The organism is Sphingomonas yabuuchiae (genome assembly GCF_001477495.1).
Taxonomy (GTDB): Bacteria; Pseudomonadota; Alphaproteobacteria; order Sphingomonadales; family Sphingomonadaceae; genus Sphingomonas; species Sphingomonas yabuuchiae_A.
On sequence record NZ_LDTF01000048.1, the window covers coordinates 62,008 to 82,447 of the forward strand.

The 20,440-nt window shown below is 65.8% G+C and carries 14 protein-coding genes; 5 read left to right on the forward strand and 9 right to left on the reverse strand.

Going from position 1 to position 20,440, the window contains the following annotated elements; translation table 11 throughout:
• Nucleotide 1: 1 nt before the first annotated feature.
• The 7 genes from NS355_RS09890 to NS355_RS09920 all read right to left on the reverse strand — a co-directional run bounded on the left by NS355_RS09890 (nt 2) and on the right by NS355_RS09920 (nt 9,471).
• Nucleotides 2–907, reverse strand: coding sequence for a hypothetical protein (locus NS355_RS09890; protein ID WP_058745547.1), 906 nt, complete (start codon nt 905–907; stop codon nt 2–4).
• Entirely contained in the window at nt 907–1,230 is a 324-nt protein-coding gene (gene trxA / locus NS355_RS09895) for a thioredoxin (RefSeq protein WP_058745548.1), read from the reverse strand. Before trxA ends, NS355_RS09890 begins: the two co-directional genes overlap by 1 nt.
• Before the next feature lie 26 nt (nt 1,231–1,256).
• Complete coding sequence (locus NS355_RS09900) at nt 1,257–2,717, reverse strand: TldD/PmbA family protein (protein WP_058745549.1); 1,461 nt, start codon at nt 2,715–2,717, stop codon at nt 1,257–1,259.
• A complete protein-coding gene (locus NS355_RS09905) occupies nt 2,714–4,063 on the reverse strand; it encodes a TldD/PmbA family protein (RefSeq protein ID WP_058745550.1) in 1,350 nt (449 codons plus the stop codon). Before NS355_RS09905 ends, NS355_RS09900 begins: the two co-directional genes overlap by 4 nt.
• The gene (locus NS355_RS09910) at nt 4,060–5,865 is read right to left on the reverse strand and encodes an ABC transporter ATP-binding protein/permease (RefSeq protein ID WP_058745551.1); all 1,806 of its coding nucleotides are present in this window, start codon (nt 5,863–5,865) and stop codon (nt 4,060–4,062) included. Before NS355_RS09910 ends, NS355_RS09905 begins: the two co-directional genes overlap by 4 nt.
• A gap of 16 nt (nt 5,866–5,881) precedes the next feature.
• Nucleotides 5,882–8,215 (reverse strand): TonB-dependent siderophore receptor, encoded by a 2,334-nt coding sequence (locus tag NS355_RS09915; protein ID WP_167345438.1) that lies wholly within the window; start codon nt 8,213–8,215, stop codon nt 5,882–5,884.
• A 281-nt stretch (nt 8,216–8,496) separates the two neighbouring features.
• Nucleotides 8,497–9,471: a LysR family transcriptional regulator gene (locus NS355_RS09920; protein WP_058745553.1), complete on the reverse strand. Its 975-nt coding sequence runs from the start codon at nt 9,469–9,471 to the stop codon at nt 8,497–8,499.
• Between the two features lie 298 nt (nt 9,472–9,769).
• Here NS355_RS09920 and NS355_RS09925 point away from each other — a divergent pair, with 298 nt between their 5' ends.
• The 4 genes from NS355_RS09925 to NS355_RS09940 all read left to right on the forward strand — a co-directional run bounded on the left by NS355_RS09925 (nt 9,770) and on the right by NS355_RS09940 (nt 16,073).
• Nucleotides 9,770–10,204: a pyridoxamine 5'-phosphate oxidase family protein gene (locus tag NS355_RS09925; RefSeq protein ID WP_058745554.1), complete on the forward strand. Its 435-nt coding sequence runs from the start codon at nt 9,770–9,772 to the stop codon at nt 10,202–10,204.
• A gap of 32 nt (nt 10,205–10,236) precedes the next feature.
• Nucleotides 10,237–11,229, forward strand: a complete 993-nt coding sequence (locus NS355_RS09930) for an SDR family oxidoreductase (RefSeq protein ID WP_058745568.1) — start codon at nt 10,237–10,239, stop codon at nt 11,227–11,229.
• 95 nt (nt 11,230–11,324) lie between these two features.
• Nucleotides 11,325–13,370, forward strand: a complete 2,046-nt coding sequence (locus NS355_RS09935; RefSeq protein WP_153008181.1) for a M13 family metallopeptidase — start codon at nt 11,325–11,327, stop codon at nt 13,368–13,370.
• Between the two features lie 270 nt (nt 13,371–13,640).
• Nucleotides 13,641–16,073: a TonB-dependent receptor plug domain-containing protein gene (locus tag NS355_RS09940; protein ID WP_058745556.1), complete on the forward strand. Its 2,433-nt coding sequence runs from the start codon at nt 13,641–13,643 to the stop codon at nt 16,071–16,073.
• 43 nt (nt 16,074–16,116) lie between these two features.
• On the opposite strand, the gene NS355_RS09945 is transcribed toward NS355_RS09940, so the two are convergent.
• The gene (locus NS355_RS09945; RefSeq protein WP_244489635.1) at nt 16,117–17,259 is read right to left on the reverse strand and encodes a histidine-type phosphatase; all 1,143 of its coding nucleotides are present in this window, start codon (nt 17,257–17,259) and stop codon (nt 16,117–16,119) included.
• A 265-nt stretch (nt 17,260–17,524) separates the two neighbouring features.
• On the opposite strand from NS355_RS09945, the gene NS355_RS09950 reads away from it, so the two are divergent.
• Entirely contained in the window at nt 17,525–19,294 is a 1,770-nt protein-coding gene (locus tag NS355_RS09950; protein ID WP_244489636.1) for a DUF885 domain-containing protein, read from the forward strand.
• 7 nt (nt 19,295–19,301) lie between these two features.
• Here NS355_RS09950 and NS355_RS09955 read toward each other — a convergent pair.
• Nucleotides 19,302–20,440, reverse strand: a 1,139-nt coding sequence (locus NS355_RS09955; protein WP_058745558.1) for a chloride channel protein, incomplete at its 5' end; no start/stop codon positions are given.

Here is a 20,440-nt window from a genome sequence, read left to right on the forward strand (position 1 = left end):
CTCAGGCATCCGCATTCGTGGGCATTGGGCTCAGTGCGACGATGGGGGCCTGCTCCATCAGTTCGACGGCCTGCCAGGCCAGCGCACGGCACCGCGCCGAAGTGCCTTCCATCTGCTGCAAACGCGCACGAAAGCCGCCCGCCAGCGCAGGATGATCGGCGTTGAGGATGGCGAACAAACGGTCCAGACCCGAGAACTCGGCCTTATACCCGTCCTTTTCGGCCTGCTCGCGAATGTGGAAGACCCGACTTTCATCCTCCATAGTCCAGCCGATCGCCACCAGTGAACGCCTGAGATGGAAAGAGCCGCTCGCGCTCAACGTATCGCGCAGGACCGTTCGCATGGTGCCGGGCCAGGCCGCCGCTTCCACGACATTGCCCGCCAGCCGATCCAGCTCCGCGTCCCCCAGCCCGTCGGTCGCCGCGACCGCCGCCAGACGGTGCGTCTTCCAGGCCTTGCGATCCGGTGTCTCGCCACCGACGACACGCCGGTGCAGGTCCAGGATACCCAGGCGGCAATGTTCGAGCTCGGGATGGCGACCCGTGATCGCCGCGAGGTCCGCGTCGTCGAGCAACGCGAGCACGAGTTGCGACACGATCCGCGACAGATCGGCACCGACCGGCGTACGCTCCAGCCAGGCCTCGGCAAAGGCGGCCGCAGCATCCTGCGGGCGAAAACCGTCATTGATGAATTTCGGCAGCGTTTCGGCCAGGGCGATGGGATACCCCAACATCTCGGCATAGCGCGGCGTGTCGTCCGCCTCGACGATCGCGCCGATCACATTGGCCTTGCCGTCTTCCCATGCCGGGAAATAAACGAACGTTCCCGCCGCGATATGCTGCCGCAGCTTTGCCAGCGCCTGCACCTTGACCGCCGGATCGCCATGGAACGCGATACCGTCGGTCATCACGCCCCCCCCACATTCGCATCGACGAACGCGTCGAGGCGGCTGCGCGACATGGTGCCGAAAGCGCGCGCGGTTTCGGCACCTTCCTTGACGATCAGCAGCAATGGGATGCCGCGCACCGCAAATCGTTCGGCGAGCTTGGGATTCTCATCGATATTGACCTTCACGATATCCATCTCGTCGGCATATTCCTCGGCGAGCTCTTCCAGCGTGGGAGCCAGAGCCTTGCACGGCCCGCACCAGGGCGCCCAGAAATCGACCAGCACCGGCTTGGCGTTCTTCATGACGATCTCGTCGAAATCCTGCTCGGTTGCGTTACGCATAGTCACTGTCCTTAAGGGAATGGGGATCAGCCGGCCTGCCCGCCGACCATCATCCGGTCGATGCGGAGCGTAGGCTGGCCGACGCTGACGTGGAGCGACTGGCCCTGCTTGCCGCAGGTCGCCATGCCGGTGTCGTAATCCAGATCGTTGCCGATCATCGAGACGTGGCGCAGCGCCTCGTGCCCGACACCGATCAGCGTCGCGCCGCGCACGGGTGCGACCAGCTTGCCCTTTTCGACCAGCCACGCCTCGATCGTGGTGAAGTTGAAGCGGCCGGTGACGATGTCGACCTGCCCGCCATCGAATTCGGTGGCATAGATGCCGCGATCGATCGAGGCGATGATATCGGCCGGATCGGCCGTGCCGTTCGCCAGGAAGGTATTGGTCATGCGCGGCATCGGCAGATGCGCATAGGATTGGCGACGCCCATTGCCGGTCGAACGCGCGTTCATCAGCCCGGCATTCAGTCGGTCCTGCATCAGCCCGGTCAGAACGCCGTCCTCGACCAGCACGGTGCGGTCGGGCGGCGTGCCCTCGTCATCGATGCCCAGCGACCCGAGCCGTCCTTCCAGGCCGCCATCGTCGATCACCGTCACGCCGGACGCCGCGATCCGCTCGCCCATCTTGCCGTCAAAGGCGGACAAATGCTTGCGGTGATGATCGCCCTCCAACCCGTGACCGACCGCTTCGTGGAACAGCACACCGGGATAGCCCGGCCCCAGGACCACCGGCATCTCGCCAACGGGGGCGGGAATGGCGTCGAGATTGTTCAGCGCCATGTTCGCAGCGGTCGCGACCATGCGCTCGATGGACGCGGCATCGAACCCGTCGAGCCCGGCCCGCCGCCCCAGACCGGCCTGCCCGCGCGCGCGAAGGCCGTCCTGTTCGGCGATGACGACCATCGACAGGATCGTCATCGGACGGACATCCCCGGCCAGCAGCCCGTCGGCCTCGGCGACGAGGATCGTCGTGTCGGTCGCGCGAACGCTGGCGTCGACGCGCACGATGCGTGCGTCCTCCGCATGGGCAAGCTGGTCGATCCGCTCGAGCAGCGTGATCCACGCCGCCGCATTCCGGACGTCGACCGTATCGATCGCGGGATAGAGGTGATGGCAGCCCGCATCGCGGTTCAGGGCAATCCCCTGCCCCGGCCTTCCCGCATCGCCATGCCGCGCCAGCGTGCGCACCGCGCGCACCGTGTCGCGCAGCGCGCCCTCGCGCAGGTCCGCCGAATGCGCGAAGCTGACCTGCCCGCCATGCGCCGCACGGGCCCCGACGCCCTGCCGCATCGAGAAGCCCCCTTGCGTCACGCGGCCGTCCTGCAATTGCCAGCTGCGCATCGTCGTCGTCTCGAAATAGAGATCGGCCAGATCCGCGCCGCCGCCCGCCAGTTCACCCAGCGCGCGGCCGATCGCCGCCTCGTCCAGTCCCGCCGGGCCAAGCAGCGCCGTGCGCGCCCGGTCCAGCGCGATGCCGCCGCCGTTCATGCCTTTCCTCCCACCTGCATGTCGTCGACCAGGATCGATCCGGTGCGGATCGCGCCCTGCCGCTCGACATCGTGGCCGACCGCGCGAATGCCGTTCAGCATCGCGGGCAATTGCCCCGCCAGCGTCACGTCGGTGACGGCATGGACGACCTCGCCGCGCTCGACCCACAAGCCCCGGATCGCCTGGGTCCAGTTGCCGGTAGCGGGGTCGGTCTTGCCGCCCTGAAATTCGGTGACGACCAGGCCCGTGCCCAACATCCGCAGCATCGCCGCGAAGTCGCCGCCGGGGGCGCTGCTGGTCAGGCGCAGGTTGTAGAAGCCATCGGCATTGCCGGTCGACGCCATGCCCAGCTTGCGGCTCGAAAAGCTCGACAGGAACAGCCCCTCGACCACGCCGCCGCGCAGGATGTGCCGGGTCGAACCCGCCATCCCTTCGCTGTCGAAGCCGCCGCTCGCCAGTCCCAACGGCTCGAACGGATCTTCGATCAGGTCGAGATGCCCGGCGGCAACGGCCTTGCCCAGCGGCTCGCGCACAAAGGTCATACCCCGAAACTGCGCCATGCCGGTCAGGGCTCCCGCCAGATCGGACACCAGCGAGACGCCGGTTCGCGGGTCGAACAACACCGGACACCGGCGACTGGCAACCGGCCGCGCGCCCAGTCCTGTCCGGGCGCGTTGGGCGGCCGCGCGGACCAGTTGTTCGGGCGGGGTCAAGGCCTCGACGCGCCGTTCCTGCGACTGGCAGAAGGCGGACGTGCTGCCCCCTTCGTCTTGCGCCAGCATCACCGACCAGCGCCCGTCATTCGAGCGGCGGGCACTACGGCAAAAGCCATCGCTCGTCGCCAGCGCCCACAGCCCTTCGGTGGCCACGGCGACCGACTCCCCGACACGCAGGGTTGGGTCGGTGCGGGCGACATCACTGGCCATCCGATCCATCAGTGTCGCCGATGCGAGCAAGATGTCGGGATCGCGCGGGCCATCGGCATATAGCTCCGGCGAGGGACCGGCGAAGGCGAGCATGGCGGCGGGCGGCAGGCCCGCATCCGGGTCCGGCTGGACATGGGCGGCGATCATCATCGCCTCATCGACCACCCGCTCGATCGAGGTCCGGTCGAAGCTCGCCGTCGACGCCGCGCCGCGCCGTCCCTCGTGAAAGACGGTCAGCCCCAGCCCCTGCGTGCCGCTGCGCTCGGCGGTTTCGACGTCGCCGCCACGCACCGCAATCCGCGCCCGGCCCTCATGCTGGGCCGACGCGCGCGCCGTGGCGCCCCGCTTGACCGCCAGTTCGACCGCCAGCGCCGCCGCGTCGCGCAGAGCCGCCTCGTCATGGGTCAGGAGCGTGCTCACGCCTTGTCCTGAGCGATCAGCGCCGTCGTGGCACGACCATGGTCCAGCCGCAGGCGATGGGTGTGATAGGCGGCCAGCTTCTCGTTATGGACCACGCTGACGATCGTGGCGCCTGGCATGGCGTCGAGGACTGCCTGGTAGAAGAAGGCCGCATTGTCCCCGTCGAGCGCGCTGGTCGCCTCGTCGACGATCAGCAATGTCGGCCGCTGCAACAGGATGCGGGCCAACGCCACGCGCTGCTGCTCGCCGGGTGACAGTTCGTCCTGCCACATGCGAAGTTCGTGCATATGGTCGACATGCGCGCCGAGCCCGACTTTCTCCAACAAGGCTGCGATCGCCGCGTCGTCATGCTCCTCGGGCTGATCCGGGAAGCACACGGCGCCCTTCAGCGTCCCCATCGGAAGATAGAGCCGCTGCGGCACCAGCATCGCGCTGCCGCGACGAGTCATCGCCACGTCGCCCGATCCATCCGGCCACAGGCCCGAAATCGCCCGGAGAAGCGTGGTCTTGCCGGTGCCCGACGGCCCTTCGATGACCCAGCGCTCCCCCTCTCGCACCGTCCAGTCCGCCACGCCCAGAAGCGGGGCACCATTGGGCCGACGCAATTCCAGATTTTCGACACGGATCGCCACGCCGTCGGCCGTACCGCCCGGCGTGAAGCCGATGCCGCTCGGGCGCTCATAGTCGATCGCGTCGTCCAGGGCCTTCAGACGATTGATGTTGGCGACCTGTCGCGCAATGCTGGGATAGGCCTGAACGATATAGGACAGGTTGGACGAGAATTGGGTGAAGGCATCGCGCGCACCCTGGACCTGTCCGAAGGTGATCGCCCCTGCGAAATATTTGGGTACGGTCAGGAACAGCGGCACGACCTGCATGGTGCGCTGATAGATATCCTGCCCCGCACTGAGCCCCGCATTGGCCAGCATCAATTGATAGAAGTTGCGACGGATATCACCGAAGGCGCCCTTCAAGCCATCCTGTTCGATACGCTGGGCATGGGAGAAGGCGATCTGCTCGCCATTGCGGCGGACATGAATCAGGCCAGCGCGATAGTCGGCCTCGTAATGCTGCTCACGCATCTTGCGGCGCACGAACGGCTTGCCGATCCAGGTAATGAAGACCGTGCCGAACAGGACATAGGCGATCGAGAACCAGATCAGGTCGCCGCCGGGCAGCGGAATGCGATAACCGAAGAGCGGTATGGCGAGCGGCGACGAGGTTTGGAGCAGGATCGTGGCGAAGGCGACCGCACGGACCAGGTTGAATACCAGCGCGATCAAGATGCTGAGCGGCGACTGGCCATATTCCAGGCCCATCGACGTGAAGGCCCGCACGTCCTCCGCGATACGCTGGTCGGGGTTGTCGATCATCCGCAGCCGCTCGATCTCGTAGAAGCGGTCGCGGGCGAACCAGCGCCCCAGATACCAGTCGTTCAACCAGCGCCGCCACCGGATCGACAGCGTCCAGCCGACGATATTGTGCAGGAAGGACGTGCCGACTGCCAGCCCGGCGATCATCATGAACATGCCGACCAGCGACAGGAACAGCCCGCCCTGCCGCTGCTCGATCGCGTCGTAGAATGCCCGTTGCCAACTGTTGGTCAGCAGGAAGACATAGGTCGTGCCGACCTCGATCACGCAATAGCATGCGATCAGGAACCACGCCCATTTCCAGTCGTCCGACACGAAATAGCGGGTGCTGATACGCCAGGCATGGGCCCAGCGGGCGCGGGCAGGCTGCGGCGACTGGAGACCCGCTTCGCGGCGGGTCTCCTCGACATGGGCGGGGGGCGGCATCATCGGTCAGGATACTCGGTTAAAACAGGCGCTTGGAGATACTGAAGCGAACACCGCGTGGCTCACTGACGGGGACATAGGTGAAGATGGAGGTCGACCCGTAATTCCTGCGGTTGAAGATATTGCGGATACCGATGTTGAAGTCGAAGCCGCTCACGCTCAGGAAGGCATTCGTATCGATCTGTCGTGACGCCGGGACGACATATTGGCCCAGCAGGTTGGCGTAGGAACTGGACCGTCCATACAGCCCCCCCGAGACCCCGCCAGAGACGCCTTCGGCGATCCGGGTGCGATAGGTCGAATAGACGCTGTACGCATCGCGCGGCTGGTTCGCGACGACGGTCTGAAGCGCATTGGTCGACAGCAGGGCGTATTTGGTGCGCGTGAACGACGCCAACACGGCCCAGCCCGGCAGCAATTGCCCGGCGATGTTCAGGTCGATGCCCCGCCCACGCTGCCCCGGTCCGGGGAAGAGATCGGTCGGATCGGCTGGATTGCGCAGGATGATATTGTCCTGCTGAATGTCGAAGTAGGACGCGTTGATGGTCGCGCGCTTGCCGAAGAGATCGACCTTGACGCCCGCTTCCTTATTGTTGGTGATGACGTTGGGCAGTATCGAGCCGTCCTTGGCCGCGGTGAACGTGGCCGTTTCGCCCCGCGCATAATTGGCGAAGATCGAAAGGGTGTCGGTCGCGTCGAAGATGATGCCACCGCTCGGCGACACACCATCCTTGTTTTGCGAAAGGACGGCCGATGGGCCTGCGAAGAACGTCTGCGACGTCGTGTTGAACCAGTTCTTGCGAACGCCACCCAGGATCTTGATCTTCCAGAATTCGATCAGGGCCTGGCCATAGACCCCCTCCTGCTTGCCGGTCGTCTGGATCTGCACTTTGCCGAATGGCGACCAGGGTATCACGGTCAGCGGGGCCGTGGCGGCGAGCGAGGACAACACGGCGCGGTTGTAGACCAGACCACTGCGCTGTGCGGCAGAGCCGTCGCTGTAGTTATACCCGACATTGAAACTGGCCTTCAGGCCGTCGCCGATATGCGTCTTGATCCGCAGGAAAGCGTCGAGCGAATTGGCGGAACCGTCCTGTTGCGATCCCTGGGTGTCCGCGACCAACACGCCCGCGCGGCTGTAGCCGGTGTTCGCCGCGCGGGTGGTCAGCAAGGTCTGATCGTGCAGGCCGCGCACGACGAGTTCGACGCCCGACACGATCTGTCGGGTCGCATCGAAATAGAAGCGTTTCGTATCGATCTTGATGCCCTGATTGGCCGCATAGATCGGCACCGACGGATCGCGATCGATGATCTGCCGCGTCTTGTTGTCGAACAAGGTGTACGCGCCAATGCCGCTGGTGCCCTCGTTGATGCTGGCACCGACCACGATATCGGTCAGGCGATCCTTGTACCGCAGCGTTGGCGCGAACAGCCAGTTCTTGTCGCCGGTATAGCCGCCGTAATTATGGTCCATCGTCTGCGCACTGGCGATGACGCGGGCGGACAGCTTGTTATCGGCGGTGATCGCGTTGTTCGCGTCGATCACGCCTCTCACCAGTCCGAAAGAGCCGGTATCGAAGCTGACGGCCAGCCGTTCCTCGGCACTGGGCTTCTTGGTGACGACATTGATGTTGCCGCCCAGATTGCCGAAGCCGGCCAGCAACGCGTCCGGGCCCTTCAGCACTTCGACCCGCTCGATATTGGCGACCGGCTGGTCGGCGCCGGCGCTGACGCCATATTGGGACGAGCTGGTCAAGCCGTTGACCAAGCCGCTCGCGGCGAAGCCGCGGATCGTGTAGCTCGCACCGGAGTTCGGGCTGTTGCCCAGCGCCGATACCCCGCCCGCGTTGCGCAGGATGTCGGTGATGTTGAGCGCCTGCTGCTCCTCGATGGTCTTGGCGGTGATGACCTGGGTGTTGCGCGGCTGGTTACGCAGGCCCAGCCCGTTGCGATCCGAGGTCGTCGCCTGGCGGACCAGCACGCTGGTCTCCGCCTCGTCGCGCCGAGCGGTCACGACGATATCGTTGACGACGACCAGTCCGCCCTGCACCGCCGGGACCACGCTCAGGCCCGAACCCTTGATGGCGCGTTCGATGGCCTGCTTGGCAGAGCGCGCATTGCGAACCGGCTGCGATTTGAGCCCCTTGACCGCATCGGGATCGAAATTGACGTTCTCACCCGATTGCCGGCCGATCATGTCCAGCGCGCGGTCCATCGCCATTGCCGGTACGGTAATGTCACCCGGCCCGGCGGACTGGGCCGCGACCGCAGTCGGAGCGGTAACGCCCGCCGTAACGATCAACCCCAAGGCGGCCCCGCTCATCAGGCCATGTAGCTTTGCACGAATTTTCATCACGCACTCCCCTCCCCAAGGCATGCGAGATCGTTGCGCGCGGCGAGCCACGCACTGGATTGCACAATACCTTAGTGACGACGGTTATCGCCTCTCGGCGACGAAATGCGGTTACACCGGAACGGATGTGACCGCGGCCGACCTCCTGCTGACGGCAATCCGTGTCGTGATCCCTGGCGGGATCCGCCGGACTTTCCTGTCGAATTCGACGCTATGCGTCACCTTGATGACAGGCAAATGGCTTTTTTTCATACCGGTATGAACGCTATCGATGGCACGGTTCAGTATCGAGTATGACGCAGGGGGAGCGCTCTGATCTGAGCCAGAAACCAGGTCAGCAACGGCTTGTTGCGATGCCGCGGCCATTGCGCGACGATGGTGTTCTCACGTTCGGCAAAGGGGGCCGGTATGACCTTGAGCGGCATGGACGCGGCATAACTCTGAAATAGCCAGGAGCTTCCCGTGGCAATCAGGTCGGTCCCGACGACAAATGCCGGGACTGTCGCAAACGATGTCGTGCGGACACAGATGCGCCGATTCCGCAGCATCTCCAGACCAGATCGATCCAGGGCAACAGCATCCGTTTTTTCATTGCCGGAAACGATATGGCGACCGTTCCGGTATTGCTCCTCGCTGATTTCCCAACAATCCCGCAATCGGGGATGCTCCTGCCATATCATGCAGGCGGCATGATCGGTCAGGATGGGCATCGTTTCCATTTGGTCGATCGCCATATCCTCGGCGACGATCAAAATGTCCGCACCCTGATCCAATGACCGTCTGGGATTCTGATGGTCCACCGGCATGATGTTGACGGTCAACCCCGGAGCGGATTTTGAAGAATTCAATATCAGACGGCCGAGCAGCATCTGCTCGGTGGTTTCGGTCGCTGCGACGGTAATCGCTTCGGTGGTCGTTGCAGGGTCGAACTCCCGGGACAGGCTCAAGGTATTCTCGACTTCACGGAGCACCCGGCGCACGTCATCTCGAAGCGTCAGACCGAGCGCCGTCAATTGCCACTCGCCTCCGGTCATGAGCACCAGATTGTCGCCGAAATGCGCCCTGAGCTTGCGAAGGGCATGACTCATGGTCGACTGCCCCAAACTCACCCGACGCCCCGCTTCCGTCAGGGTCGGCGCATGCAGAATGGCGTCAAGAGGGTAGAGCAGATTGAGATTAAGCCGCTGAACCATATCGCCTTTGGGCGGTGCCTTAACGCCGACTTGCATGTCTGCCGATTGATCCGGAGCCGTCATAAGTTGGCCTTCTCATCCTCGTCCGCGACGAGCCCGCGTCCCACATCTAGGGGTTTGAGGCAAAGCTGGCCAATTGCACACCCTGTTTCCAAAGGGTAAAGCCTGAACTGCTACCAGCGTCGCAGGCGTGAACTGGCAGCGCCTTGTCGCTGACGACACTTCTTCCGCTATCCGACGCTCGCGCTGGTGCGTTTTCGGGCCCGGTGAACCCTATCGGCTTTCGCCCGTTACGAACCCACGCAATTTCAGGCATTTGGCCTTTTGCCAACGCCTGCGACCTTGCCGGGAGAATGATCGCATGGCGACGATGACGCTGCCTGAACTGGCGAAGAAGATGGCCAAGCTCGATTTCGCGATGCTGGCGACGCAAAGCGCGTCCGGGGCGATGACGGCGCGGCCGATGAGCAACAATGGCGATGTCGATTATGACGGCGACAGCTATTTCTTCGCCTATGCCCAGTCGCGCAAGGTGACCGAGATCCAGGCCCAGCCGCTGGTGACGCTCAGCTATACCGGGGCGGTCGGGATGCTGGGCGGACCACCGTTATTCGTCGCGATCGAGGGACACGCCGCGCTGATCCAGGATCGTGCCCAATTCGAGGCCCATTGGACCAAGGATCTGGACCGCTATTTCCCCGATGGCATCGACACGCCCGGCGTGGTGATGATCCGGGTCCATGCCGAGCGTATCCGCTATTGGGACGGCGAAGAAGAAGGCGAAATCGCCGCCTGACCCCTCCCCTGGCTTTCGTGAAGGACTTCGACATGAGCGATTTCGAAACCTCGCGGCGCGGCGTCCTGGGTGGAGCGGCGCTGGGGCTGGCGGCCACGGCGGCTCCGGCTGCGGCGGTGGCGCAAGCGGATGCCGATGGCGCACCCAGCCTGCGTGATCCACGCTCGGCCTATACCCGCACGCCCTTCCCCGAGCAGCGCCAGCCCTGGCCCGCACTCGCGAGCAAAATGACACCCCGCCCCGATCATGGCGAAACAAGCTATCGCGGGTCGGGCAAGCTGACGGGCCGCAAGGCGTTGCTGACCGGCGGGGACAGCGGCATCGGTCGCGCCGCCGCCATCGCCTTCGCCCGCGAGGGGGCCGATGTCGCGATCAACTATCACCCCAGCGAGGAGCCGGACGCGCGCGAGGTCGCTGACATGATCCGTCAGGCGGGGCGCAAGGCCGTGCTGCTGCCCGCCGATATCCGCACGCAAAAGGCCTGCGAGGACGTGGTGCGCAAGGCGATCGCACAGCTCGGCGGCCTCGACCTGCTGGTCAACAATGCCGCCTATCAGCAGTCCAAGGCGGACATCATGGAGATCAGCGACGAGCAGTTCGTCCGCACCTATGAAACGAACGTCTATCACGTATTCCGCTTTTCCAAGGCGGCGATCCCGTCGATGCCGCCCGGCTCGGTCATCATCAACACCATCTCGCAGAACAGCTATGATCCGGGCGAGGACCTGATCGACTATGCTTCGACCAAGGCGGCGATTCAGAACCTGACCCGCGGCATGGCCAAGCAGCTGGCGAAAAAGGGTATCAGGGTCAACGCCGTGTCGCCCGGTCCGATCTGGACCCCGCTGCAGGTCGCGGGCGGGCAATTGCCGGGCAAGATGCACGAATTCGGCCAGGACACGTCGCTCGGCCGCGCGGGGCAACCGGCCGAGTTGGCCTCGCTCTATGTCGCGCTGGCGAGCGGCGAGGCGACCTTCTCCACCGGCACGGCCGTCGGTGCGCATGGCGGCAAGGGCTTTCCGTAAACATCGATCATGACATGAAGTTCATGTTATGATCCTTGACTTGGACGCTGCGAAGGGTGCTCCATCGGGCATAATCTCCCGATTGCAGGATCATCATGAAGCGCTTTGCTTTTGCCGTCGCCCTCCTCGCCTCTTCCGCCGCTATCGCCCAGACGGGGCTGTTGCCCGGTGTCGACAAGGCACTGATCGACCCCAGCGTCAAACCCGGCGACAATTTCAACGACTATGCCAATGGGACGTGGATCAAGACCGCACAGATTCCGGCGGACCGCTCCTCGATCGGGGTCGGGCTGGACGTCTCGCTGCGGGCCGAGGGGCGCACTGCCGCGATCATCAAGGGCGCGGCCTCGGCCAAGGGCGCACCCGGCAGCGACGAACAACGCATCGCCGACTACTATGCCGCCTATACCGATACCGCCGGGATCGAGGCGCGCGGGCTGAAGCCGATCCAGGGCGATCTGGCCGCCATCGCCGCGATCAAGGACAAACGCGATCTGTCGCGTGCGATCGGCGCGGCGATGCGGTCGGACACCGACCCGTTCAACAACAACAATTACGCCAGCACGAACGACCTGTTCGGCCTGTTCGTCAGCCAGGACCTCAACCAGCCGACCCGCAACGTCCCCTATCTGATGCAGGGCGGGCTGGGTCTGCCTGACCGCGATTATTACCTGTCGGACAAGCCGGAGATGGCGGAAATCCGCACCGCATACCGTGCCTATCTGACCCAGTTGATGCAGCTAGCCGGGCTGTCCGATCCGCAGGCGCGCGCCGACCGGGTGTTCGCGCTGGAGATGAAGATCGCCGCCGCGCAGACCGACATCATCGCCAGCCAGGACGCGCATAAGGGCGACAATCCCTGGACCCGCGCCGATTTCGACAGCAAGGCGCCGGGCATCGACTGGAACGTCTTCTGGATCGCATCGGGCGTGCCCGCCGGTCAGCGCGACTTCATCGCATGGCAGCCGGACGCCATCACCAAGCTGTCGGCCTTGGTCGCCAGCGAGCCGTTGCAAAGCTGGCAGGACTGGCTGGCCTTCCACACCATCAATCAGGTCACGGGTTCGCTGCCCAGGGCGATCGACGATGCCTCGTTCGGCTTTTACGGTCGCACGCTGAACGGCACGCCTGCGCAGCAGCCGCGTGAGAAGCGGGGCATCTCGGCGGTCAACGGTGCGCTGGGCGAAGCGGTCGGCAAAATCTATGCCGCGCGCTATTTCCCGGCCTCATCCAAGACCGAAATCCAGAAGATGGTGAAGAACATCGTCGCCGCCTTCGACCGCCGCATCGCCGCGCTCGACTGGATGGCGCCTGCGACCAAGAAGGAGGCTCGCGCCAAGCTGGCGGTGCTGAAGGTCGGCGTCGGCTATCCCGATCATTGGTGGAATTACCCCAAGTTCGACGTTCGCGCGGACGATCCGGTCGGCAATGCCCAGCGCGCCAAGCTGTCCCTCTATCGTTATCATCTGGCGAAACTGGGCAAGCCGGTCGATCGCGGCGAATGGTGGATGACGCCGCAAACGGTGAACGCGGTCAACCTGCCGCTCCAGAACGCGCTGAACTTCCCCGCCGCGATCCTGGAAAGCCCCTATTTCGACCCCAAGTTCGACGCAGCGGCCAATTATGGCGCGATCGGATCGGTGATCGGGCATGAGATCAGCCACAGCTTCGACAATCTCGGGTCCGATTTCGATTCCACCGGTCGCCTGCACAATTGGTGGACCCCCGCCGACCTGAAGCGGTTCGAGGGCGCGGGGCAGGCCCTGGTCGCGCAGTACAGCGCCTATGAGGCCCTGCCCGGCCTTCATCTGAACGGCGAGCAGGAGCTGGGCGAGAACATCGCCGACGTCGCCGGGCTGACCGCGTCCTACGAAGCATACAAGGCCTCGCTGGGCGGCAAGCCCGCGCCGGTGATCGACGGGCTGACCGGCGACGAGCGCTTCTTCCTGGCCTTTGCGCAGAGCTGGCGGACCAAGATGCGCGAAAAGGCGCTGCGGGCGCGGATCGCAACCGATGTCCACGCGCCCGCTCCATGGCGGGTGCTGACCGTGCGCAACCTCGATGCATGGTACGGCCCGTTCAAGGTGCAGCCCGGCCAGAAGCTGTACCTGACGCCCGAACAGCGCGTGCACGTCTGGTAAAATCCCATTCCTCCCCTGCAAGGGGAGGTGGCAGGCCAAAGGCCTGACGGAGGGGTGTCCCGCTATCGAGAGGAGTGACACCCCTCCACCAGCTTCGCTGGTCCCCCTCCCCTTGCAGGGGAGGAAGCAGCGAACGCCTTCCATCATCCGTCATCGCCAAGCCAACCTTATCGCCCCCCAAGGAAGCCTTGCCCCCCAATTCCCAGCATCGCTGTAGAGATAGAAGCAGTACCGCTCATCTCGTTGATAAGAATAAGGGGGAATGACCCGATGCGCACCGCGCAATCCTTGCTGCTTGGCGGCACCATGTTGCTGGGCCCGCTGCTGGCGGCACCCGCTCTGGCGCAGAGCACGACCGAGCCGACCGCCCAGACCGAGGCCGAATCCGCCGCCTCGGCGCAGAACGACATCGTCGTCACCGGCACCCGCGCGCAAGGGCGCAGTCGCCTCGACTCCGTGTCGCCCGTCGACGTGCTAAGCGGCAACGCGCTGCGCGCGCAGGGGACGACCGAACTGGCCCAGGCGCTGTCGAGCGTCGCGCCGTCGATCGACTTCCCGCGTCAGGCGGCGGTCGACGGCACCGATGCGATCCGCCCCGCCACGCTGCGCGGCCTGTCGCCCGACCAGACGCTGGTGCTGATCAACGGCACGCGGGCACACACCTCGGCGCTGCTCAACATCAACGGGTCGATCGGACGCGGTGCGGCGGCGGTCGACCTGAACACCATCCCGACCGTCGCGCTTGACCGGGTGGAAGTGCTGCGCGACGGCGCGTCGGCACAATATGGTTCCGACGCGATTGCGGGCGTGGTCAATCTCCGGCTGCGTGAGGCCCGGTCGGGCGGCGGCGCGAACGTGACCTTCGGCACCTTCGCCACCCAATATGACGCCGCGCGCACCTCGCGCTCGGTGCGGGACGGCGAGTCCGTCACGATCAGCGGCTGGAAGGGCTTCGGCCTGGGCAGCGACGGCTTCCTGACGCTGTCGGGCGAATATGTCGCGCGCCAGCCGACCAACCGCGCCGATATCGACCCGCGCGGCCCCGCCCCGCAGCGCATCCGTGCCCGGTTCGGCGATCCACAGATCGAGCAGGGCACCGTCTACCTGAACGCCGCGCTGCCGCTCGCCGACAGCGGCTGGACCGCCTACGCCAATGGCGGGTTCCAGCAGCGCAGCAGCGAAAGCGCGGCCTTCCCCCGCGTCGCGGGCGCGAACAACGTGAATGCCGAGGCGGTTCGCGGCCTGTACCCCGACGGCTTCCTGCCGCTGATCGGCACGACCTCGCGCGACTATAACGCGACCGGCGGCGTGCGCGGGACGATCGGCGACTGGAACGCCGACCTGACCGTCAGCTATGGCCGCAACACGATCGACTTCGCCACGCTGAACTCGGCCAATTCGACCTATGGCAACGCCACGCTACGCGACTTCGACGATGGTCGCCTGACCTATGACCAACTCGTCACCGGGCTGGACCTGTCGCGCGAATATTCGCTGGGCGCGGCAGTCTTCAACGTCGCGGCCGGTGCGGAATATCGCCGCGAGGGCTTCAAGATCGACGCGGGCCAGCCCGAGAGCTACAATCGTGCGCCCGGCGCGGCCGCCAACCTGGCCTCGGGCGCGCAGGGTTTTGTCGGCTTCCGGCCGGAAAACCAGGTCGATGCGCATCGCAGCAACGGCAGCCTCTATCTGGATGTCGAGGCCAAGCTGTGGGATCGCCTGACCCTGGGCGCGGCGGTGCGTGGCGAGAGCTATTCGGACTTCGGTGAGACGGCGACCGCGAAATTCTCGGCCCGCTATGACGTGGCTCCGTGGCTGGCCTTCCGTGGTACGCTGTCGACCGGCTTCCGCGCGCCGTCGCTGCAACAGCAATATTATACCTCGACCCAGACGCTGGTGACGAACGGCACCATCCTGGAAACCGGCCTCTATCCGGTCGACAGCAATCTGGCCCGGACGCTGGGGGCGCTGCCGCTGGAGCCAGAGAAGTCGCGCAACTATTCGTTGGGCACGGTCGTGCGCTTCGGCGGGTTCAGCCTGACCGTCGACGGCTATCGCATCCGTATCCGCAACCAGATCGTGCTGTCGGAAAACATCCAGTCTTCCGCCAGTGCTCAGGTTGCAAGCCTGCTGTCGCCATTTGGCGTGCAAGCGGCGCGCTTCTTCATCAACGGCGTCCAGACCACGACCAAGGGCCTGGATATCGTCGCGGCCTATAACTGGCGTACCGAGACGCTCGGCGATTTCAACCTGAGCGCGGCGGCGAACATCAATGACCTGTCGGTCGACCGCGTGCCGACCTCGACGGCATCGCTGAACCCCGCGCCCAGCCTGTTCGGCCGCAACCGCATCCTGACCATCGAGCAGGGAACGCCGCGCACCAAGATTGTCGGCTCGGTCGACTGGACCCGTCAGGCGGTCGGCGCGACGCTGCGCGCGGTCCATTATGGCGATGTGCTGCAACCCGGATCGGTCGTCGCCAACGACCTCTATACGGGTGCGCGCACCATCGTCGATCTGGAGGGGCGGTATCGTTTCAACGACAATGTGTCGCTGGCGCTGGGCGCGTCGAACCTGTTCGACGTCTATCCCCGCACGACACCCGCCGCGCTCAACAACAATGGCGTGACGGCGTTCCCCTATTACTCGCCCTTCGGCTTCAACGGGCGGCAGCTTTACGGCCGGTTGAACCTGACCTGGTGAATCTCTGTTATTTCCTCCCCAAGCTCGCTTGGGGAGGAATGGTTTAGCGGGTCAACTGCGCCTTGAACGCCTGCATCGTGCACAGCCCCACAACGCCGCGCGCCGTGCAGCCCGCGATCGGCAGCACCGCCACATAGGGCACTTCAACCGCCGGATCGGCCAGATTGCGAATCTGCTCGACGGTCTGCGAGCGATACAGGGCGCGCACATAGGCCTGCCCCCGCCCATCGACCAGCCGCTCCAGCACGATCGCCCCGCCCGGCGCGGGATCGTCCGTCGCCAGCCCCGGCACCTTCCAGTGCAGGTCGAGCAACCCGCCCAGGCTCGCGATATTGGTGTCGTGGCCCGAGATCATCGTGACGACCGGCCCCTTGTCCGCCGTCAGCCCTTGGACGATCAGCGGAGCGATCCCCGCCATATTCGCCCTGGCGACATAGCGCGGGCGGGCGAGCAGCCGGAATTCCTCGGCATGGAAGACTCCCAGCCGCTCGATATCGGCGGGTGTCGCGCGACCCCAACCGACCTCGGCCAAGGGCTTGCCCTCGGCATATTCGAGCAGCAGGATCTGCGCCGCCGTCGAGGCCCGGTCGATCGCGCCGTTCAGCTTGGGGCGCTTGTCGGGCTTGGCGGCGGCAAGACCGGTGGGCTTCTGCCGCACGCCGCAGGTCGGCGAGGCAGGCGCGCAGAGGATCGCGTCCAGCCGCGCAAGCTCAGGCGCCAGCCGCTTGTCCAGCGCCGCCAACCCGGCCTCGCCCCCTGCCCCGGCCAGCACCGCCTCGCGCGCCATTGCCGCATCGAACGCCACCGCCCGCTCGTCGATGGGCGAGAAGATCGGGTCGGCGACGTCCTGCGGCGTGTGATCGATCGCGACGTTGCAACCGGGCGCCAGCGCTTCGGCATAGGCCTCGGCCGTGCGGATCGTGCGTTCGTCGCTGTCGGCGACGATGCGGATGTCGGCGCAACCCGATCGCGGCAACAGGCCCGCCGCCGTCCAGGCGCTCCGGTCATAACCACCCAGCCGCTCCACGCCCTTGCGCCCGTGCGGGGTCAGATAGCCGGGTGCGACCGGCCAGCTTGGCCAGGCCTGGTTCGCAGTGCCTTCGGGCATCGGCGGCGACTTGGTCGGCGGGCGGACACCATGCCGCATCAGCAGCACGACCCGGTCGAGCTTCAGCCCCTGCGGCACGGCAGGCTCCTTTGCGCAAGCCATCCCCGCCAGCAACAGTCCAAAGGCCGAAACCCCCACAAGTCGCGCAAAATTCTTCATAAATCGCCCGCCCCTCTTATCGTCACGGCAGGCGGTAGGGCGGCGGCAAGACAGGAAAGCGACATGGGCATGAACATTATGTTACAACTGCAAGGCGGCCGCATCCGCGTTTGACCTGTGCCGCTGTGCCGGTCATCCTGCCATCATGACCAGCTTTTTCTCCCGTCGTGAAACCCTGGCGGGTATGACCGCTCTCTCCGCCGCCGCCTCCGTCCGGGCGGCCAGCCCGGCCAGCGATGTCGGAGCCCTGCTCGATCGGCTGGCGTGGCAGCTGCTCGAACTCGTGCCCGAGCGTGCGACCACTCTGGGCGTGGATACCGGCGCCCATGCCGATCTGCGGCGCAGGCTGGAGGATCGCTCGCCCGCCGGTATTACAGCGCGGCAGCGTTTCCTGACCGATAGCCTGAAACAAGTGGCGCGGGTGCCGCGCACCGGGCTCGATCCCGCGACGCTGACCAGCCTTGCGGTGGTCGAAAGCGCCTTCCGGACCGCGCTGGACGGCATGGCGCTGCCTTACGGCGTCGCGACGATCGGCGACTGGCGGAACACACCCTATGCCGTCATCCAGAATGTCGGCGCCTGGCTGGACGTGCCGCAGATGCTGGACGGCGACCAGCCAGTTCGCGACAAGGCCGATGCGGAGGCCTATCTCGCGCGCCTCGCCGCCATGCCCGCGCAACTGGAGGGGGAAACGGTGCGTATCCGGCAGGCACGCGAACAGGGGCTGGTGCCGCCGTCCTTCCTGCTCGACAAGACGATCAAGGGCATGACCGGCACCATCGCCGAGGCGGCGAAGGCCGATGGCCCGTTGATTGGGCCGCTCGCCCGCAAGACCACCGCGGTCCCCGGCGACTGGACGAAACGCGCCGCGCAGATCGTCCGCTCGACGATCGTGCCCGCGCTGGAGCGCCAGCTGGCCGAGTTGCAGGCCCAGCGCAGCGTGGCGATCGCGGCACCCGGCATGAATGTCCGCCCGCACGGACCGGAATGGTATGCCTGGGGCCTTCGCGCCGGGACCACCACCCGGCGCAGCGCGGCCGATCTGCACGCCATGGGCAAGGCCCGGCTCGCCGATCTCCAGGCGCAGATGGATACGATCCTGCGCAGCCAAGGGCTGACCCAGGGCAGCGTTGCCGAGCGCGCCATCGCCTATCAGAAGCGTCCCGGCATCGGCTTTCCCGATGGTGACGAAGGGCGGCGGCAGATCGTCGCCTATATGCAGGGTCGGATCGACGCGATCCGCCCGCGCCTGCCCGACGCATTCCGACGGCTGGCGCGCGGCAATCTGGAAATCCGGCGAATGCCGGTGGCGCAGGAGCCCGGTGCCCCCGCAGCCTATGGCGGCCCCGGCACCATCGACGGCAGCGTCCCGGGCAAGGTCTGGGTCAATCTGGGCGATCCGTCGATCCACAACCGCGTCACCATCCCCGATCTCGTCTATCACGAAGGGATACCCGGCCATGTCTGGCAGGGCGAATATGCACAGAAGCTGCCGCTGATCCGATCCATCCTGGCGTTCAACGCCTATTCGGAAGGCTGGGCGCTCTATTCCGAACAGCTGGCGGACGAGCTGGGCATGTACCGGGACGATCCCGCCGGGCGGCTCGGCTATCTGATGGGCCTGGCCTGGCGGGCGGTGCGGCTGATCGTCGACACCGGCATCCATGCGATCGGCTGGTCGCGCGACAAGGCGCTGGCCGAGTTCATCGCCGCCACCGGCCTGCCGCGCAGCAATGCCGAAAGCGAGGTGGATCGCTATTGCTCCTGGCCGGGCCAGGCCTGCGGCTATGAGGTCGGGAGGGCCGAGATCGTGTCGCAACGCACCCGCGCGCAAAAGGCGCTCGGCCCCCGCTACGATCTGCGCGATTTCGACCAGGCGGTGGTCGATGGCGGCAACGTGCCGCTGAACGTCCTGGCGGAGAATGTGACCCGCTATATCGACGGGACGCGCTGAGGCCGGATCAGTCCTCGCCGAACAACGCCCGCTGCGCCTTGTCCATCTCCTCGGCATAGCGGCGGCGGACATAGGGTTCGGACAGCAGGCCCAGCACCGTCCGGTCCGGGCCGACGACCGCCATCTCGTCGGCCCCCGCCGCATCGAGCGCGCGCATGACCGCCCTCACGTCCGCATCGGGTGCCAGCGCATGGTCGCGCTGGATGGCGAGGGTTGCGACCGGCTCGGCCGGGTCCAGCCCGTCGACATAGGCGCGCGCGGTCTGAACGATCCCGGCATAATGATCCTGTCCGTCGACGAGCACGACGCGGCTGGTCGCCCCCAGGGGAAAGGCGCGGCGAAACTCGGCGATGGTCCATGCCGCGGGCGTCGCACGCTCGACCCTGCGCATCATGCGCCCGGCGGTCAGGGTTCGCATCCAGCCGACATCGCGCGCGCTCTTGATCGTCTCGCCGCGCAGGTGGAGCCGCCAGGTCGAGAAGGAATAGCCGAACGTCTCTCGCACGATGGTCGTCGTGACCAGCGAGGCCGCGATCGCCGCGCCCGCCAGCGAGAAGTCGTGCGTCGCCTCCAGCACCAACATCGCCATGGTCATCGGCCCGCCGACCACCGCCACGGCAAAAGCCGCCATGCCGACCAGCGCCGCATTTTGCGGATCGACCACCGGCGCGCCCATCATCAGGCCGATCAGATCGGCATAGATATGGCCGAGCAGGCTGCCGAGGAACAGCGAGGCGAAGAACAGGCCGCCGCGAAAACCGAAACCCAGCGACACGATCGACGCCGCGCTCTTCATCACGAAGATGGCCGCCAGAAAGCTGAGCGGCAGGCCATATTCCAGGTCGAGATGCAGCGCCCCGTGCCCTGCCGACAGCACCTGCGGCGTCAGCCAGGCGAGCGGCATCAGAAGGATTCCGCCCAAGACCGGCCGCCACGCCGCCGGGATCGGCAGACGACGGGTCAGCGTCTCCATCTCCGCCACCGCGCGCATCAGCACGATGCCCAGCCCTGCGGCCACGGCGCCCAGCCCGGCATAAATGAGATAGTGATGGGTCAGCACCGCCTCGCCCGCCACGGCGTTGACGAGATAGGGCTGCGCGCCCAGCATCTGCGCGACCAGCACGCCGGTCAGCGCGGCGGCGGCGA

Coding starts and splice junctions, on each gene's coding strand:
- NS355_RS09890 (WP_058745547.1), bottom strand. CDS start 907: ATGACCGACGGTATCGCGTTCCATGGCGATCCGGCGGTCAAGGTGCAG.
- trxA (WP_058745548.1), bottom strand. CDS start 1,230: ATGCGTAACGCAACCGAGCAGGATTTCGACGAGATCGTCATGAAGAAC.
- NS355_RS09900 (WP_058745549.1), bottom strand. CDS start 2,717: ATGAACGGCGGCGGCATCGCGCTGGACCGGGCGCGCACGGCGCTGCTT.
- NS355_RS09910 (WP_058745551.1), bottom strand. CDS start 5,865: ATGATGCCGCCCCCCGCCCATGTCGAGGAGACCCGCCGCGAAGCGGGT.
- NS355_RS09915 (WP_167345438.1), bottom strand. CDS start 8,215: ATGAAAATTCGTGCAAAGCTACATGGCCTGATGAGCGGGGCCGCCTTG.
- NS355_RS09920 (WP_058745553.1), bottom strand. CDS start 9,471: ATGACGGCTCCGGATCAATCGGCAGACATGCAAGTCGGCGTTAAGGCA.
- NS355_RS09925 (WP_058745554.1), top strand. CDS start 9,770: ATGGCGACGATGACGCTGCCTGAACTGGCGAAGAAGATGGCCAAGCTC.
- NS355_RS09930 (WP_058745568.1), top strand. CDS start 10,237: ATGAGCGATTTCGAAACCTCGCGGCGCGGCGTCCTGGGTGGAGCGGCG.
- NS355_RS09935 (WP_153008181.1), top strand. CDS start 11,325: ATGAAGCGCTTTGCTTTTGCCGTCGCCCTCCTCGCCTCTTCCGCCGCT.
- NS355_RS09940 (WP_058745556.1), top strand. CDS start 13,641: ATGCGCACCGCGCAATCCTTGCTGCTTGGCGGCACCATGTTGCTGGGC.
- NS355_RS09950 (WP_244489636.1), top strand. CDS start 17,525: ATGACCGCTCTCTCCGCCGCCGCCTCCGTCCGGGCGGCCAGCCCGGCC.